Origin of the sequence: Halorubrum trapanicum, from assembly GCF_017873555.1 — an archaeon.
Classification (GTDB): domain Archaea; phylum Halobacteriota; class Halobacteria; order Halobacteriales; family Haloferacaceae; genus Halorubrum; species Halorubrum trapanicum.
Genome location: NZ_JAGGKE010000002.1, coordinates 23,138 through 40,631 on the forward strand (window position 1 = coordinate 23,138; position 17,494 = coordinate 40,631).

The 17,494-nt window shown below is 69.5% G+C and carries 17 protein-coding genes; 8 read left to right on the forward strand and 9 right to left on the reverse strand.

The genetic code is table 11. The features are described from left to right. The first annotated feature begins 19 nt into the window (after positions 1 to 19). From J2744_RS02440 to J2744_RS02470, 7 genes are all read left to right on the forward strand, one after another. Positions 20 to 1,306, forward strand: coding sequence for an ornithine cyclodeaminase (locus J2744_RS02440; protein WP_209544051.1), 1,287 nt, complete (start codon positions 20 to 22; stop codon positions 1,304 to 1,306). Next, entirely contained in the window at positions 1,303 to 1,836 is a 534-nt protein-coding gene (locus J2744_RS02445) for a GNAT family N-acetyltransferase (protein WP_209544054.1), read from the forward strand. Before J2744_RS02440 ends, J2744_RS02445 begins: the two co-directional genes overlap by 4 nt. A gap of 71 nt (positions 1,837 to 1,907) precedes the next feature. Beyond that, the gene (locus tag J2744_RS02450; RefSeq protein WP_209544056.1) at positions 1,908 to 2,933 is read left to right on the forward strand and encodes a Gfo/Idh/MocA family protein; all 1,026 of its coding nucleotides are present in this window, start codon (positions 1,908 to 1,910) and stop codon (positions 2,931 to 2,933) included. A 69-nt stretch (positions 2,934 to 3,002) separates the two neighbouring features. Then, the gene (locus J2744_RS02455; protein WP_209544058.1) at positions 3,003 to 3,428 is read left to right on the forward strand and encodes a universal stress protein; all 426 of its coding nucleotides are present in this window, start codon (positions 3,003 to 3,005) and stop codon (positions 3,426 to 3,428) included. 143 nt (positions 3,429 to 3,571) lie between these two features. Next, positions 3,572 to 4,444, forward strand: coding sequence for a sulfurtransferase (locus J2744_RS02460; RefSeq protein ID WP_209544060.1), 873 nt, complete (start codon positions 3,572 to 3,574; stop codon positions 4,442 to 4,444). Between the two features lie 369 nt (positions 4,445 to 4,813). Continuing rightward, entirely contained in the window at positions 4,814 to 5,047 is a 234-nt protein-coding gene (locus tag J2744_RS02465; RefSeq protein WP_209544062.1) for a YgaP-like transmembrane domain, read from the forward strand. A 115-nt stretch (positions 5,048 to 5,162) separates the two neighbouring features. Further along, positions 5,163 to 5,573, forward strand: a complete 411-nt coding sequence (locus J2744_RS02470; protein ID WP_209544064.1) for a MaoC family dehydratase — start codon at positions 5,163 to 5,165, stop codon at positions 5,571 to 5,573. A 444-nt stretch (positions 5,574 to 6,017) separates the two neighbouring features. On the opposite strand, the gene J2744_RS02475 is transcribed toward J2744_RS02470, so the two are convergent. From J2744_RS02475 to J2744_RS02515, 9 genes are all read right to left on the reverse strand, one after another. Next, positions 6,018 to 7,079: a 3-oxoacyl-ACP synthase gene (locus tag J2744_RS02475; protein WP_209544073.1), complete on the reverse strand. Its 1,062-nt coding sequence runs from the start codon at positions 7,077 to 7,079 to the stop codon at positions 6,018 to 6,020. A 161-nt stretch (positions 7,080 to 7,240) separates the two neighbouring features. Further along, entirely contained in the window at positions 7,241 to 8,326 is a 1,086-nt protein-coding gene (locus J2744_RS02480; protein ID WP_245203153.1) for a branched-chain amino acid ABC transporter permease, read from the reverse strand. A gap of 253 nt (positions 8,327 to 8,579) precedes the next feature. Next, a complete protein-coding gene (locus J2744_RS02485; RefSeq protein WP_209544075.1) occupies positions 8,580 to 9,638 on the reverse strand; it encodes a branched-chain amino acid ABC transporter permease in 1,059 nt (352 codons plus the stop codon). Then, complete coding sequence (locus tag J2744_RS02490; protein ID WP_209544077.1) at positions 9,635 to 10,333, reverse strand: ABC transporter ATP-binding protein; 699 nt, start codon at positions 10,331 to 10,333, stop codon at positions 9,635 to 9,637. The genes J2744_RS02485 and J2744_RS02490 overlap by 4 nt, the downstream gene beginning before the upstream one ends. Then, a complete protein-coding gene (locus tag J2744_RS02495) occupies positions 10,330 to 11,250 on the reverse strand; it encodes an ABC transporter ATP-binding protein (RefSeq protein WP_209544079.1) in 921 nt (306 codons plus the stop codon). Before J2744_RS02495 ends, J2744_RS02490 begins: the two co-directional genes overlap by 4 nt. Then, on the reverse strand, positions 11,250 to 12,671 hold the full coding sequence (locus tag J2744_RS02500) for an ABC transporter substrate-binding protein (protein WP_209544081.1): 1,422 nt from the start codon (positions 12,669 to 12,671) through the stop codon (positions 11,250 to 11,252). Before J2744_RS02500 ends, J2744_RS02495 begins: the two co-directional genes overlap by 1 nt. Positions 12,672 to 12,840: 169 nt before the next feature. Further along, the gene (locus J2744_RS02505; RefSeq protein WP_209544084.1) at positions 12,841 to 13,542 is read right to left on the reverse strand and encodes a helix-turn-helix domain-containing protein; all 702 of its coding nucleotides are present in this window, start codon (positions 13,540 to 13,542) and stop codon (positions 12,841 to 12,843) included. 55 nt (positions 13,543 to 13,597) lie between these two features. Continuing rightward, entirely contained in the window at positions 13,598 to 15,208 is a 1,611-nt protein-coding gene (locus J2744_RS02510; RefSeq protein ID WP_209544086.1) for a class I adenylate-forming enzyme family protein, read from the reverse strand. 1 nt (position 15,209) lies between these two features. Further along, positions 15,210 to 16,016, reverse strand: coding sequence for an alpha/beta fold hydrolase (locus J2744_RS02515; RefSeq protein ID WP_245203154.1), 807 nt, complete (start codon positions 16,014 to 16,016; stop codon positions 15,210 to 15,212). Between the two features lie 117 nt (positions 16,017 to 16,133). On the opposite strand from J2744_RS02515, the gene J2744_RS02520 reads away from it, so the two are divergent. Beyond that, positions 16,134 to 17,444, forward strand: a complete 1,311-nt coding sequence (locus J2744_RS02520; RefSeq protein WP_209544090.1) for a phosphoribosylglycinamide synthetase C domain-containing protein — start codon at positions 16,134 to 16,136, stop codon at positions 17,442 to 17,444. The last annotated feature ends 50 nt before the right edge of the window (positions 17,445 to 17,494 follow it).

The following is a 17,494-nucleotide window of genomic DNA, read 5'->3' on the forward strand; positions in this document are numbered from 1 at the left end:
GCGGGCGCGACGCCCCCGTATGACCCACTCGCGGACGGTCGAACTGGAGGGCCACATCATCGACAGCGGGACGATGCAGCGCTGCTTCGGCGCGGTGATGGACCTCGGCGGCTCGTTCGACGTCGAGCGGTTCGACGTCGGGAAACACGAGACCGAGGAGTCGTACTGCCGACTGACCGTCTCCGCGGACGACCCCGAGACGCTGCGGGCCATCCTCCACGAACTCCACCAGAACGGCGCGGTACTGGAGGATCCCTCGGAGGTGGAACTCGTCGCGGCGCCCGCGGACAAGGTGGTCCCGCCGGACTTCTACTCGACGACGAACCACCCGACCGAGGTGCTGTACGACGGCGAGTGGATCGACGTCGAGCGGATCGAGATGGACTGCGCGCTCGTCGTTGAACCCGAGCCGGCAGCGGACGCCGGTGAGGGGAACCGAGCGGATGCCTCGGGCGGTACGGACGGCACACCTCGCGCCCACACGAAGACGCTCAACGCGGTCGAGGAGGGCGACCTCGTCGCCACCGACGAGTCCGGGATCCGGGTGAATCCCCCGGAGCGCCCCCGGAGCGGCGGCGGCGCGTTCGGCTTCATGCAGGGCAGCGTCTCGGCCGAGCGCCCCTCGGAGTCGACGATCCGCGAGGTCGCCGAGGAGCTCCGCGCGGTGAAAGACGAGGGGGGTAACGTGATGGTCGTCGCCGGCCCCGCGGTGATCCACTCGGGGGCGGGCGACGCGCTCGCCGATCTGGTCGCGGCGGGGTACGTCGACGCGCTCTCGGCGGGCAACGGCTTCGCCACCCACGACCTGGAGCGCTCCATCTACGGCACCTCGCTCGGGATGGACGTCGAGACGCTCGAACACCCGCGGAAGGGCCACAAACACCACATCTGGACCATCTCGGAGATCATCCGCGCCGGCGGGATCGAGTCCGCCGTCGAGGAGGGTATCGTCACGGGAGGCGTGATGTACGAGTGCGTGGAACACGGCGTCGACACGGTCCTCGCGGGGTCGATCCGCGACGACGGGCCGCTCCCCGACACGATCACCGACGCGGTGGAGGCGCAGGACGCGATCCGCGAGCAGGCCCACGACGCCGACCTCGTGATCATGCTCGCCACGCTGCTCCACTCCGTCGCGGTCGGGAACTGCCTCCCGTCGACGACGAAGACCGTCTGCGTCGACATCAACCCCGCCACCGTCACCCAGCTGCTCGACCGCGGCTCCGCGCAGGCGATCGGGATGGTCACCGACATCGGGACGTTCGTCCCCACGCTCGCGGAGTTCGTGCTGGAGGGAGAAGAATGACCGTCGAACTCCGCCCGTACGACCGCGAGCGCGACGCGGACGGGCTGTACGAATCGAAGGTTGCCTTCGAGAGGGGCCTCGGCGAGAACACGGGCGGCGACGAGAAGGCGACCGCCTACGAGGGGAAGCTCACCGACGCCTACCGCGAGCGGTGGCTCGGCTGGGTCGACCGCTGCGTCGCCGACGACCCGCGGTGCGTGACCGTCGCGGTCGACGGGGTCGCCGCCGAGGACGACCCCGCGGAGGGACCGGTGGTCGGCTACGTCTTCGTCCTCCCGGAGCGGCTGGCGATGATCTGGGACGCCGCGGTCCTGAACGAACTGTACGTCGCGCCCGAGCACCGCGGCACCGGCGTCGCCGACGACCTGATGGACGCCGCGCTCGCGCTCGCGGCCGACCAGAATCTCCCGCTCGACCGGCTGGTCCTCGACGTCGACCCCGCGAACGAGCGCGCGAGGGGGTTCTACGAGCGCCATGGCTTCGAGCCGTGGGGCGAGATGGTCGCGCGGCCGCTGGACGAGGACGCCTGACGAGCCCCGACGTCGCGTCCGCCCGTTCCGACTCCCGAAGCTACAAGCGCGCTCGACGGTTCTCGACGGCCGTGATACAGATCGGTATCGTCGGCTGCGGCGTGATCGGGAACCGCCTCGCCGCGGCGATAGACGGCCACGAACGGTTCGAACTGGCGGCCGCCTGCGACCTCGACGCGGACCGCGCCGCGTCGCTCGCGGCCGACCACGGCACCGACCGCACCGCGACGACGACCGACCACGAGGCGCTCGTCGAGCGCGACGACCTCGACGCCGTCTACGTCGGCGTGCCGCCGCTCGCCCACCGCGAGGTGGTCGCGGACGCGCTCGCGGCCGACAAGCACGTGATCTGCGAGAAGCCCATCGCGGCCGACGCGGAGACGGGTAGGGAACTCGTCGCGCTCGCCGAGGAGACGGACCGCGTCACGGCAGTGAACCTCCCGTTCCGCTACACGCCCGGGTTCGTCCGGCTTCGCGAGGCGGTCGCCGCGGGCGAGATTGGCGACCCGCGACGGGTCGAACTCCGGTTCCGGTTCCCCGAGTGGCCCCGCGAGTGGCAGGACGTCGCGTGGCTGGAGTCGCGCGAGCAGGGCGGCCCGCTGCGCGAGGTGGGGACCCACTTCCTGTTCGGCGTTCAGGAGCTGTTCGGTCCCGTCGAGACCGTCTCCGCGGATGTCGGCTACTCGGGACCGGAGGCTTACGAAGACGACGTTGTCGGGACCTTCCGGGCCGACGGCGTCCGCGGGACGATCGACCTGCTCTGCGACCACGAGGGCGACGAGGAGAACGTCATCACGGTCGTCGGCGACGAGGCGTCGCTGTCGCTGACGGAGTGGCACCGACTCGTTCGGAACCGCGGCCGCGAGGACGAGGCGACGCTCGTCGGCGAGCGCGGCGACACCGTGAGCGCGCTCCTGACGGAGTTCGCGAGGAGGGTCGACGGCGACGGCGGCGACCTCGTCTCCTTCGCCGAGGCGACGCGCGTTCAGGAGGTGCTCGACGCGATCAACGCTTCGGGGGGCGACCGCGTTCGGCCGGGATTTGACGGCGGCGACGGCGACCGCGTTCGGCCGGGAGCGGACGACGGCGGGACGTAAGTCGGCCGCGGCGTCGCGGGACGGGAACGCCCGGCAGGAATTATGTGTCTCTCGGACCCATCTCCGCGTATGAGCTACCTCGTTGCGACCGACGGGTCGACGGAGAGCGACGAAGCCGTCCGGTACGCGGCGCGGCAGGCGGTCGCGTTCTACGAGACGCTCGAGATCGCCCACGTGTTGACGCCGGACTCGGAGCTCGTCGACGGGACGATCATCCTCCCCGGCGAGGAGGCCGCCGTCGAGGCCGGCCAGGGCGTCTTAGAGAGCGCCCGCAGCGTCGCGGCGGAGGCGGTCGGCGACGAGTCGATCGACGTGGAGACCCAACTGCTCACGGGGCGTCCCGCCGACGCGCTCACCGAGTACGCGGCCGACGAGGCCGTCGACGCCATCTACGTCGGCCACCGCGGGCTCTCGGAGGAGCGCGAGCAGGTCGTCGGCAGCGTCGCGAAGAGCGTCGTCGACAAGGCCGACGTGCCCGTGACGGTGATCCGATAGGCGTCGGGCGCTCTGCGACGGATGTCCCGAGCAGTCGGGATCACCGACGCGACCGTCCCCGAGAGCGACGGGTGCGTCAGAGACGCTGGCAAGGACCACCGTTATCGGGCCTTCAAAACCGGTTGGGGACCTAACGGGTACTGATGCCAGAAGACGTACTCGTCACGGCGGATTGGGTGGAATCGAACCTCGACGCGTTCCAGGACGACGACTCCGACCTCCGGCTCGTCGAGATCAATAACCCGACCGTCACCGACGAGTCGGAGTACACGCCCTACGAGGAGGGCCACATCCCCGGCGCGCTCAACTTCGAGTGGGACGAGGTCTTCACCGATGAGACGGAGCGCGACATCGTCTCGAAGGCGGACTTCGCGGCTCGAAACGGCGAGGGCGGCATCGACGCCGACACGACCGTCGTCGTGTACGGCGGCGGCCGCGTCCCGAACTGGTTCGCGCTGTTCGGCTACTGGATCTACAAGTACTACGGTCACGACGACATCCGCGTGATCGACGGCGGGAAGGGCTACTGGGTCGCGAACGACTACCCGCTCTCCACCGAGGCGCCCGACTTCACGCCCCGCGAGTACGAGGCTCGCGGTCCCTTCGAGAGCGTCCGCGCGTACAAAGACGACATCGACAACGCCATCGAAGAGGGGCTCCCGATGGTCGACGTGCGCTCTCCCGAGGAGTTCTCCGGCGAGGTCATCGCGCCCGAGGGACTCAACGAGACGGCCCAGCGCGGCGGCCACATCCCCGGCGCGAGCAACGTCCCGATCGGGACCACCCTGAACGAGGACGGCACGTTCAAGAGCGCGGACGAGCTCCGCGAACTGTACTCGGACGCCGGCGTCGACGGCGACGAGTCGACGATCGCCTACTGCCGCGTCGGCGAGCGCTCGTCGATCGAGTGGTTCCTCCTACACGAGCTGCTCGGCTACGACGACGTCCGCAACTACGACGGCTCGTGGACCGAGTGGGGGAACCTCGTCGGCGCGCCGATCGAGACGGGCGAGTAAGCAGCGGTCGCGGTCGCTGACCGCTGTGTCGTCTTTTTAACAGCGAGTCCGCACGAGCGTCGTCCGCCGGACGCATCTCCGTTCGACCGCCGACCGCTCCGGCGCGCGTCTCGAACCACCGCCCAGAAGACCTATTAGCGAACTCGATCGAGCGCAAACAGGTATCTCGCGCTGGCCCTTCTCCTCCTCGCGGTCGGGATTCCGCAGGCCGTCAGGCCGTACAGGGTTGCGCGACCTCGCCGTCGGTGAGCCCACGCCGACCGATCTCGACGGCTACGGCCGAGCGAGGGGTGAACGGACCGCGTGCGTCGCCGTGCTGTTCGTTCAGCTGTGGAAAGGTTCATACGGTTGTGTGCTGTATTGTGTATTATGAACCAGAACGTCGGTGCGGCGGACAAGCGAGTCAGAACCGCGGTCGGCGCCGTCGCCGGCGCCGCCTCGATAGCCACCCTCGCGGGCGCCGCGCCGCTCCCCGCGCTCGCGGCCCCGGTGCTGGGCGTCGTCGCGCTCGCGATGCTCGCGACCGCCGCGACCGGCACCTGCGGCCTGTACGCCCTGCTTGGCGTCGACACCTGTCCGGTCGACGCCGGCGGGTCGCGCTGAACGGCGCGTCGTATCCCCTTCCGGCCGCCCCTCCCGGCCGCTGTTTCCGTGACCCCCACACTGGGGTTCGAGGCTGAACCACGGGGTTGAGGCCCCGACAGCGCGACCGATCGGTATGCCAGTCGCGAACGTCGGCGAGACGGCGACCCACGAGGTACCGATCACCGAGGAGACGATCGAGACGTTCGCGGCGCTCTCGGGCGACGAGAACCCGATCCACCTCGACGACGAGTACGCCGCCGGGACGATGTTCGGCGGCCGCGTCGCGCACGGGATTCTCTCGGCCGCGGTCGTCTCCGGCGCGCTCGCGCGGCTCTCCGGCGACATCGTCTACCTCTCGCAGGAGCTGTCGTTCGAGAAGCCGGTGTTCCCCGGTGAGACGGTCGAGGCGACAGTCCGCGTCACCGACGACCTCGGCGACGACCGCATCGCCGTCGAGACGACCGCGACAGTCCCCGAGCGCGACGAGCGCGTCCTCTCCGGCGAGGCAACGGTGCTGTCGGTGCCGCACGGAAACCCTGAGTGACCGACGGCGGCAGATGTCCGACAGATACGGTTTATAAATAAGCGACGGGTCGAGGCAGTGGCGCGCGCCGACGAACGCCCGAAGGGCGTGAGTCGCACGCGCGAGGGAGTCGGCCGACCGCAGGGAGGCCGACGAGGCTGGGGAGGCGTGAGGTGCGGTTGTTGTGCGGGGCGGGACTCAAAGGGGCAGCCGGGAGGCGGGCGCAGGCGTTCACGAGAGCGGAGCTCTCGTGAGCCAATCAGAACGCGAAGCGTTCTGATGACGACGAAAGCACCGCAACGAGTGAGCGGAGCGAACGAGTAAGGAGCGCAGCGAGCGTGCGCCCGCCTCCCGGCTGGGGCTTTGGCGGTGTTCGTCGTCGATCCGCGGTCAACTATTTATAAGCGAGCGGCTTGGGCTTTGGCGGTGTTCGCCGTCGATCCACGGGTAACTATTTATAAGCGGTCAGCCGCACCACCGAACTACGGTCGCGGACCAGGTGTAGCCGGTGCCGGCCGCGAGCAGGCAGACGAGGTCACCCGGTTCGAGCCGACCCGTCTCGACGCCCCGTTCCAGCGCGAGCGCCTGGTCGACGCTCTGGACGTGGCCGAACTCGTCGAGGTAGTAGCCGTCGCTCGCGGGGTCGAGGCCGAGCTCGTCGAGGACGCGCTCGTGGAACGAGCGCTTCATATGCGTGAGCGCGACGAAATCGAGGTCGTCCCGGTCGAACCCCGACCGGACGAGGGCGGCGTCGGCCACCGAGAGGTACGCGGGCAGCGACACCGGCCCCAAGCGTTCCTTCATCCCCTCGGGGTCGGGCACGTCGAGCGTGTGAAGCCCCTCGCGGACCGTTTCCTCGCTCGGCGGGCGCTTCGACCCGCCCGCGGGCATCACCACGTCGTCGGCGAACGAACCGTCGGTCTCGGCCGCGCTGGCGTGAACGGTCGCCCGCGCTCGGCTGTTTAAGCGCGCGGCGTCTGCGCTTTCCTCGCCGTCCGACTCCTCTCCCGCCGCCTCGACGACGAACGCGCTCGCGCCGCTGCCGAAGTTGAACATGAAGGAGCTGTCCTCGTTGTCGTAGTCGACGAGGTCCTCCTCGCGGCTGGCGGCGACGAGCAGCGCCGCGTCGATGGGTTCGGTCTCCAACTGGGCGGTGATCTGCCGCAACGCAATCGGCGCGCCGGCACACAGCGTGTAGCTCTCGGTCGCGTACGCGTTCGTCGCGCCCAGCCGGTCGGTGATCGCGGCCGCCGCCGACCAGACGACGTGGTCCTTGTACTCGGAGCCGTGGTAGACGACGACGTCGAGGTCGGCGGGGTCCACGTCGGCGTCCGAGAGCGCGGCCTCGGCCGCCGTCACCGACATGTCGGTGGCGTGGTCGCCGTCCGGCGGGCAGACGCGCTTCTCGCGGACGCCCATCTTCTCGACGACGACCTCCTCGGGGATCCCGCTCTCGGCCGCGATGGTCTCCCCCGAGATGGTCTCGTCTGGGACGTACGTCCCGATGCCGGTGATCGAGACGGTCATGATGCTCCTCCGCGTCGCGTTCGGTCCGTTCCGTCGTGTCGCGTCCGTTCGGTTCCGTCGTGTCGCGTGGTTTCGGTCATGTTTCGTGTGTCAGATCTCCGGTTCGCCGCGTCGAGCACGCGTCGAAAGCCGCGGAGCCACGGAGTCGCGGGCCCGCGACGCTACCGGAGGTAGCGCCGCAGGTGGTCCGGGAGCCGCTTCCCGACGGTGCCGCCGAGCCGGTCGCGCAGCGTCCCGAGGATGCCGTTCGGGACGAACAGCACGAACAGCACGAAGACGATCCCGAGGTACAGCGGGGCGCGGCCGTCGACCGCGGTGTTGACGAACAGTTCGAGGCTGACCCCGAAGAGGTCGGCCTCGAGGGCGCTCGCCGGGAGTCCCTCGCGCAGCAGCGTCGCGATCCCGCCGCTCTCGGTCGAGAGGACGTCCTCTAACCCCTGATTGAACAGGGTCCCGTAGATCGGTCCCGCGAGGGTGCCGAACCCGCCGACGATCGTCGTGATCAGCGCGTCGGCGGTGACGAGGAAGTAGAACGTTCCGTCGGGCGCGACCGACCGCGAGTAGGCGGCGAAGATGCCGCCCGCGATAGCTCCGAAGAAGCCGCTGACGGCGAACGCGGCCAGCTTGAACCGGTAGGTCGCGTAGCCGACGGCGCGGGCGCGCTCCTCGTTCTCGCGGATCGCGATCATCACGCGCCCGAACGGCGAGTGAACGATCCGCTGCATCGCGAAGTAGCAAACGACGACGACGATCCCGAGCGCGTAGTAGGAGACCACCGTCGCCGAGAGGTCGATCCCCAGCCCGAGCAGGTTCTCGACGCTCTCGCCCGTGAGCCGTCCCACGTCGAGGCTGAGCGCGTCGACGTAGGGGACGCCGATCGCCAGCGCGTCGCCGCTCACCGTCGCGCCCTCGGTGGGGTTCGTCGAGACGTACCCCCACGACCGGATCAGCTCGTAGATCACCTGCGCGAACCCGAGCGTGATCATCGCGAAGTAGACGCCCGTGAGCCGGAACGACACCGACCCGATGACGAGCGCGAGCAGGCCGGCCAGCACCGCGCCCAACACGAGCGTGATCATGAACGGCGTCCCCCCGGGGATCCCCGGCACCTGCCCGTTCGCGGCGAGGACGACGAAGTACGCGCCGGTACCGTAGAAGGCCGCGTGGCCGAACGAGAGGTAGCCGGTGTAGCCGCTAACGAAGTCGAAGCTCATCGCGAACAGCCCCATGTACAGCACCACGACCATGAACGTGACCGCGGGCAGGAACGCCTCCGCGAGCGGCCCGGCCGGCGTCGCGAGCAGCGCCTCGTAGACGAGCGGGTACAGGAGGAACCCGAAGATGACGGCCGCGTGGACGGCGTGGTCCCGCAGGTACTCGCGGAGGCCGCCGGTCGCGGTCGGCGGGGCGATCGGTGAGTCCGCGTCGACCGGGGCGTCCGCGTCGACCGGGGCGTCCGCGTCGTCTGGAACGTCTCCGTCGACGGTGGAGTCGGGGTCGCTAATGGCCCCCCACCTCCTCGACGCCGTAGAGCCCCTGCGGACGGATGATCAGCATCACCACGAGCAGGAGGAAGATGGTCACCTCGGAGAGACCGGGGAAGGTGACGATGCCGGTCGTGAACAGCCACGTCGTCACCGAGTCGGCGATCCCGACGATGCCGGCCGCGGCGAGCGTCCCGGTGAAGCTTCCGAGTCCGCCGATGATGACGACGACGAACGCGTACAGCAGCACGTCGATGCTCAGGAGGACGCTCGGTCCCCAGATCGGGTCCCACATCAGGAGGACGCCGCCGACGGCGGCCAGTCCGGTGCCGACGCCGAACACGACGGTGAACGCCTTTCGCACGTCGACGCCGAGCGCCTGAACCATCTCGGTGTCCTCGCTGCCGGCGCGGATGTACAGCCCGTACAGCGTCTTCGTCAGGAACGCCCACACCGCGACCGCGACGACCGCGCCGATCGCGATCTCGAAGAGGTACAGCCGCCTGACGCCCACGCCGAACAGTTGGGTCCGGCCCAAGAGCACGTCCGGGGCGGTGGCCATCGGCGCCTGCCACTGCGGGTCCGGCTGGATCCCGCGGAGCGTCAAGACGATCCGGGCGACCTCCTCGATGATGAGCGAGACGCCGAACGTCAACAGGATCTGGTAGGTGGGCGTGCGGTCGTAGATCGGTCGGATGAGCGTCACCTCCATCGCGCTGCCGGCGGCGGTGGTGACGGCGAACACCAGCGCCAGCGCGACGAAGAAGACGAGTATCGTCGCCAGCGTCCCGGTGTTCGCGCCGACGACGATGACGAGCACCAGCCCACCGAGGTACGCGCCGACCATCGCGACCGCGCCGTGCGCGAAGTTGAGTACGCCCATCAGCCCGAAGACGAGCGTCAGGCCGACCGCGATGGTGAAGTACACCGCGCCCTTGCCGATCCCCTCGGCGAGCACGCGGGCGGCCGTCCGGAGGCCGTCGACCGCGCCGCCGGTCGCGAGCAGCGCGCTCGGGTCGAGGGCGGACGCGAGGGCCGCGGCGTCGACGACGGCGGGGAGCGTTCCGAGGCTCATGCCGTCAGGTACCTCCGAATGCGCTCGTCGTCGCTCGTGACGCCGGCCGTCTCGCCCTCCTCGACGACGACGCCGTGGTCGACGAGGTAGAAGCGGTCGGCGAGATCCATCGCCAGCCGGAAGTTCTGTTCGACGAGGACCATCGTCGTGTCCGCGGAGGCCGCGCGCAGCGCCTCGACCACGTCCTCGACGATCTGGGGCGCGAGCCCCTCGCTCGGCTCGTCGACGAGCAGTAGGTCGTTGTCGCCGACCATCCCGCGGGCGATGGCGAGCATCTGCTGTTGTCCGCCGCTCAAGTCGCCCGCCTCCTTGTCCGCGAAGCGGTCGAGCGCCGGGAACAGCTCGTACGCCTCCGCGATCCGAGCGTCCGGGTCGGCCGCCGAGTGCGCGGCGACGCGGAGGTTCTCCGCGACAGTGAGATGCGAGAACACGCGCCGCTCCTCGGGCACCCATCCCATCCCGCGGGCGGCGATCTCGTGGGGTTCCATCCCCGTCACGTCCGTCCCGTCGAACCGGACGGTCCCCTCGCGGGGCGGCGTCAGCCCGAGCGCGGTGCGGAGCGTCGTCGTCTTCCCGACGCCGTTCCGACCGACCAGGGCGACGATCTCGCCCGCTTCGACCGACAGCGACAGCCCCTGGAGGATGTGGCTCTCGCCGTAGTAGGTGTGGACGCCGTCGAGTTCGAGGGCCGTCACCGCGACTCACCTCCGGCGCTCGCGCGGCGTCCGCCGTCGGCGGCGGCGTCCTCGTCGCGGTCGGCGGCGTCGCCTTCGGAATCGGCTCCCGCCGCTTCGGACCCCTCGCGGCCGTACCCGCCGAGGTACGCCTCCTGAACGGCCTCGTCGCCGCGCACGTCCTCGGGCGGCCCGTCGGCGATCAACTCGCCGCGGTGGAGGACCGCGATCCGGTCGGAGATGTCCATCACCACCTCCATGTTGTGCTCGATGAGCATCACCGAGTGGTCCGCGGCCACGTCCTCGATCAGCGCGACGACGTCGTCGACGCCCTCGCTCGACACGCCGGCGGTCGGCTCGTCGAGCAGGAGGAGGTCGGGGTCGCCGGCGAGCGCGACGCCGATCTCGAGGCTGCGCTTCTCGCCGTGGCTGAGGTTCTCGGTGACGGTCTCGGCCTCCTCCGCCAGCCCGATCCGTTCGAGGATCCGCGTCGCCTCCGCGTAGTGGTCCTCGAAGTCGGCCACGTTGCGCCACAGCTTCCAGGAGTCGTTCCCGCGGCTCGCCTGCGCGGCCACCCGGACGTTCTCCAGCACCGACAGCGTCGGGAACAAGTTCGTGATCTGGTACGATCGGTGGATACCAGCCAGCGCCGTCTCGTCCGGCGAGGCGGCGGTGATGTCGAGCACCGAGTCGGTGCTGCCCGACCCGCCGCCGGCGAGCGCGCGGCGCTCGCCGTCGCCCTCGCCCGGCGGATCGAACCGGATGCGTCCGTCAGAAGGCTCCAACACGCCCGTGAGCAGGTTGAAGAACGTTGTCTTCCCCGCGCCGTTCGGGCCGATGATCGAGCAAAGCTCGCCGGTCTCCAACGCGAAGTCGACGCCGTCGACGGCGGTGATGCCGCCGAAGCGCTTCGTGAGCCCCTCGGTCTCCAGCAGCATTACAGCGAGCAGGTCGCGTCCTCTTCGGGCACCATCACGTCCTCGGCGTCGAGCCGCTGCTCCGGCTCGCCGGGCATGATCGGCGCGTCCCAGGTCTCGGCGTACTCGTCGCTCGTCGGCACCGGCCACGCGACCGTCATCTGCGAGGCCGCCTGGTTGTTGTGTTCCTGGAACGTGTACGCGTCCGCGCCCTTCGGCGTGTCCGCGACGGTCATGCCGCGCAGCGCGTCGGCGACGTCGGCGCCGTCGGTCGAGCCGGACTCGCTCACCGCCTGCGAGAGCGCGGAGGCCATCGTGAACGTCCCCGAACTGAACAGGTCGGGCACGATGCCGTACGCCTCCGTGTGCATGTCGATGAACGCGTCGTTGATCTCGTTGTCGTACTGGTTCCAGTGGTAGCGCGTGGTGAACGGGCCGAGTCCGGCGTCTCGGACGTCCTGCGCGGTGAAGTCCTCGCCGAGCGCCGACTCGATCGTCCCGCCGATGAGCTGGGTGGTCAGCAGCGCCGCGAAGCCGCCGAACACCTGGATGTCGTACGACACCGCGGCCGAGAGGAACTGCGGCAGGGTCGACGCCGTGAAGCCGCCGACGACGCCGGTCGCGCCGTCGGAGATCGCCTGCTCGAAGAGCCCGTCGAACTCGGAGTACCCCTGCTCGACGAACCGCGGTTCGAGGACGTCGACGCCCTCGGCCTCCAGCACCTCGGTGTAGTTGTTCGCGACCCCTTGGCCGAACGCGTTGTCCGACGCGAAGATCGCGACGGTGTCGATGTCGAAGTTCTCGGCGACGTACGTCCCCCCGGCGCGCGCGTCCATGGCCGTGTGTTCGCTCGCGCGGAACGCCAGCGGGTGACAGAACTCCTCGCTGACGGTGATGTCGGCGTCGGCGGCGGGACCGATGAGGAACGGCACGTCGGTCTCGTCGACGACCGTGTCGATTACGCGCCGCGCGCTGTCCGACGACGACGCCCCGAACAGCACGTCGACGTCCTCGTCGACCACGAGGTCGGTCGCGACGCTCTGGGCCGTGTCCGGGCTGAACCCGGTGTCCTCGACGATAATCTCGTAGGTCGGTCCGCCGTCGGGTTCGACCGTGTACGTCCCCGGCGTGGCCTCCTCGATCGGGTCGAGGTCGTGTTTGTACGCCAGCCCGGAGTAGAACCCGCGGAGACTGATCTGCCCGTAGTACTGGAGGTCCCCGGAGGTCGGCTGGATAGCGCCGATCCGAATTGTCTCGCCGGAGAGGTCGCCGCTCCCGCCGTCCGATCCGTCGCCGCCGCTGCCGTCGGAGCCGTCACCACCGTCCGATCCGTCGCCGCCGTCTCCGCCGCCGGAACAGCCGGCAAGTCCGGTGAGTCCGGCCGCGCCGACCGCGGCCCCGGTTCCTCGCAGATACGCTCGCCGTGTGTGTTCGTCTCGCATACACTATCCGAGGACGGACACCACCATGAAGGGCCGAGTTAAGATGTTAACTGCCGACGCGAAATCGGTAGACGGCGGCGCAACGGGGCGTCTCGGCGTCGTTTTCGCGCGTTCGATGCCGTCACCGCCGCGTCAGTGACTTCCCCTTCCGGCGATTTTCGCCCAGCACCTACTCCAGTCCGTCGAGCGCGGCGACGACGCTGCGGAGCAGCTTCTTCTCGCCGCGGCGCATGTTCTTCGAGACGGCTGCGGTCGAGACGTCGAACTCGTCGGCGAGCGTCGACAGCGTCGCCTCACGCGGCGACTCGAAGTACCCCGCGTCGGCCGCGGACTCGATGGTGTCGCGCTCGACGTCGGTCAGGTCGCGGCACGCGTCCAGCATCGTCGAGGCCGCGTTCGCGTTCCGCATGGTGTCGAACAGCGCCTCCATCGAGAGTTCCGACCGGTCCTCGACGACGAACTCGTTGCCTTTCTCGAGGTCGTGAAGCGCCGCCTCCGTCGTCGCCTCGTCGTCGAACCCGACCTGCCAGCGCTCGGAGCCGTCCTCGATCAGGAACGGGCCCGTGATGTAGCCGCCGTGGTCCGTGATCGTCGACATCGCGTTCGTCTCCTCGATGACGGTCCGGACGATCGCGGTCCCGTCCTCCTTCGAGAACAGCCGGTACTCGGCCATGTTCTCGTGGTCGCGGAGCGCCGAGAGCCCCTCGCCGAGCTCGTACCGGTCCGGCGACTCGACGAGCAGCCGCGTCTCCAGCTGTTCCGCCGCCGTGTCCAACTGCCAGTGCATCGCGGAGAAGGCGACGTCGTGGTCGGCGGAGGTGTCGATGAACGGGCAGTCGAACTGCTCCATATCCATCGTGACGTCGAGCATGCCACCTCCTTATCCCCCGCGTATATAATGGTTGTTCCTGTAGGATATGCGGCGTCTACTCACCGAACCGCTCTTTCAGCGCCGTCCGGTCGATCTTCGAGGGACCCGAGGTCGGCATCTCGTCGACGAACGCCAGCTCCTTCGGGACCGCGTACCGGGCGACGCGCGAGGCGAGGTGCGACTCCACGTCGTCGAGCGCGAGCGACTCGTCGCCGACGAGTATCGCCTTCCCGACCGTCCCCCACCGCTCGCTCGGGACGCCGATCACGACCGCCTCCTCGATTCCGGGGTGGTCGGTGAGCGCGTCCTCGACGCGGGGCGGGTAGACGTTCTCGCCGCCGGAGACGAACATGTTCTTCTTGCGCCCCTCGATGTGGTAGTACCCGTCCTCGTCGACGCGCGCGAGGTCGCCGGTCGACACCCAGTCGCCGAAGGTCGCCGCCGTCTCCGCCGGCTCGTCCCAGTAGCGGTCGGCCGCGGCCGGTCCCGCGAGTTCGAGCTCGCCGACCGTTCCGTCGGGAACGGGACCGTCCTCGTCGACGACGCGCGCGTCGACCGCGAGCGCCGGGACACCGACGCTCCCGGTCTTCTCCGGCGGGAAGCCGTCGGGCATCGCGAAGTTGTTCGGCCCGCACTCGGTGAGTCCGTACCCCTGCGATATCTCGACGCCGCGGTCGCGCCACGCCGCGATGACGCTCTCGCGGCAGGGACCGCCGCCGCTCTTCACGAACCGGAGCGAGGAGAGGTCGGTGTCGCCCCACTCGTCGTGGCGGGCCATCATCCGCAACACCGCTGGGACCGCGACGAGCGTCGTCGCCGACTCGCGCTCGACGTCGCGTAGGACGCGGCCGGGATCGACTTCCGGACTCAGCAGGATGCGCCCGCCCATCTGGAAGAAGGGGACCGTAAGCACGTTCCAGCCGCCGGTGTGGAACATCGGGAACACCATCGGCGTCACATCGTCCTCGCGGAGCCCCCACGCGGTGATCGTGTTGAACGCGTTCCAGCGGACCGCGCCGTGGCTGATCACGGTCTCCTTCGGCGTGCCGGTCGACCCCCCGGTGTGCAAGAAGAGGTGCGGGTCCGCGAGCGAGACGTCAGCGGTCTCGACGGGCGAGCCGTCGACGGGCAGATCCCGCGTGTACGGCCGCCACGCGTCGTCGCCGTCGGTCGGGATCGAACGGACCGCCGGCTCGACGTCGGCCCGCTCTAAGGCGTCGATCGCGTCGCCCTCGAACGGCGTCTCGACGAGGAGCAGTTCGGGGTCGACGGTGCCCAACACGGCCGCGAGGTCGCGTTCCGCGAGGCGATGCGAGAGCGGCGCCAGCACCGCCCCGGTCTTCCCGGTCGCGAAGAACAGGTCGACGAGTTCGACGCGGTTCCGCGAGACGACGGCGACGCGGTCGCCCGTCTCGACCCCGGCGTCGCGGAGGAAGCGCGCGGTGCGGTTGGCGCGCTCCTCTAACTCCGCGTACGTGTACTCGGCGTTCGCGGCAGTGTCGGTGACCGCGACGCGGTCCGGCGAGAGGCGAGCGCGGCGGGCGGAGAGCGAGCCGACCCATTCGTAGTCGCGGTCGCCGTGCGGGTGCGGCCGGGGGTCGGTGTCGGACTCGGCTCCGGTGCCCTCCGTACGGTCGTCGCTCCGCGGGTCGTCTTCGGCCGCCATCTCAGGCGACCCCGCCGAGGAACGACCGGACCCGGTCGTTGACGCGCTCGCGCTCCTCGATGAAGAAGAGGTGCGGTCCCCCCTCGAACAGCTCGACCTCGGCGTGCGGGAGGAGTTCCGCCAGCAGCTCGGCGTTCGCGACCGGAAGCACGCGGTCCGCCGTCCCGTGGAGGACGAGCGTCGGCACGGACAGGTCGCCGAGCCGGTCGCTCGCGTCGAACGCCGCCACCGCGGCCGCCTGCGCCTCGCGGCCGACCGGCGTCGCGTCGCCCGCCAGCCGCCAGTCGACGATCCGGTCGACCAGCTCCGGCTCCCGTTCGTAGAAGCCGTCGGAGACCGCCGGCTCCATCAGGTAACGGACCCGCTCGCGGGGGTCGGCGTCCTCGGGCGCGGAGAAGATGTGCTCTTGGACCTCCGGCGGCGTCTGTGCCGCGTCCTCGCCGCCGGGGGAGGTACAGAGCAGCGTCAGGGAGGCGACGCGGTCGTCGTCGAGCGCCAGCTCCTGGGCGATCATCCCCCCCATCGACGCGCCGCAGACGTGGACCGCGTCGACGCCGCGGTCGTCGAGGACCGCGGCCGCGTCGGCCGCCATCTCGCTTATCGTGTACGGTCCCGCCGGGACGTCGGAGTCCCCCGTTCCGCGGTTGTCCGGGCGGAGGACCTCGTAGTCGTCGGCCAACGCCTCGGCGAGCCACCGCCACATCCACCGACCGTACCCGAGACCTTCGAGCAGCAGCACGGTCGGTCCCGTCGGGTTCCCGTCGACGGCGTACTCGATCGCCACGCCGTCCCGTGTCACGCTTGGCATACCCGGATCGACCACGCGGTCCTCCATCAACCCGAGCGTTAACGTTTCAACCTCTCCCGAGACGACCGGACGCGCGCGCCGGAACACACTCAAGTCCCTCCCCGACGACGCCCCCGCATGGACACCGCCAACTTCCTCTTCGTCTCGGCCGACGCGGCGCTGATAACGGACCTGGCGTGGCAGGTCAGCCGCGAGGGCCACGCCGTGAAGTACTACGTCGAGGCCGAAAGCGACCGAGAGATCGGCGACGGGTTCGTCCCGAAGACGGACGACTGGCGCGCCGAGGTCGGCTGGGCCGACGTGATAATCTTCGACGACATCTGGGTCGGCTCCGACGTCGGGACCGGCGCGCTCGCAGAGGAACTCCGCGAGGAGGGCAAGGCCGTCGTCGGCGGGACGCCGAACACCGACCGCCTCGAGGAGGACCGCGGCTACGCGATGGAGATACTCGAAGAGCACGGCGTCAACACCGTCGAACACCACGTCTTCGACAGTTTCGACGCGGGGATCAAACACGTCCAGGAGAACCCCGCGCCGTACGTGATCAAACCGCTCGGCGAGGTCCAGAACGTCAAGCGCCTGCTGTACGTCGGCAACGAGGACGACGGCGGCGACGTGGTCGACGTGCTTCGGGCGTACAAGAAGGCGTGGGGCCACCGGATGAAGGGATTCCAGCTCCAGCGGAAGGTCGAGGGCGTCGAAGTCGCGATCTGCGGCTTCTTCGACGGGGACGAGTTCGTCGACCGAGTCAACTTCAACTTCGAGCACAAGAAGCTGTTTCCGGGGAACATCGGCCCGTCGACCGGTGAGATGGGGACTTCGATGTTCTGGGCCGGACGGAACAGGCTGTTCCAAGAGACGTTCGGGAAACTCGAAGGCTGGCTCGCCGACGAGGGGTACGTCGGGAGCATCGACATCAACTGTATCGTCAACGAGACCGGGATCTATCCGCTGGAGTTCACGCCCCGGTTCGGCTACCCCACCATCGCGCTTCAGGAGGAGTCGATCGAGTCATCCACGGCGGAGTTCTTCTACGACCTCGCGCACGGCAACGGTCCCGATCCGGAGGTCCACGGCGGCTACCAGATCGCCGTCAGGGTCGTCCTCCCGCCGTTCCCGTTCGACGACGAGCAGACGTACGACGAGAACTCGCGGAACGCGGCGGTCGTCTTCGAGACCGAGAACCGGGACGGAATCCACCTGGAGGACACGAAGCGGGTCGACGGCCAGTGGCGCGTCGCCGGCGGGAGCGGGATGCCCCTCGTCGTCACCGGAAAGGGCGAGACGATGCAGGCCGCACGCGAGCAGGCGTACGACCGCATCGACGGGGTCGTGATGCCGAACATGTACTACCGCGACGACATCGGCGAACGCTGGGTCGGAGGCGACGGCGACCGACTACAGTCATGGGGGTATCTCGGCCCGTGACGCCGTAGCGAACCAGCCACACCGGCGACACCGACAACTCCCGACTCGCG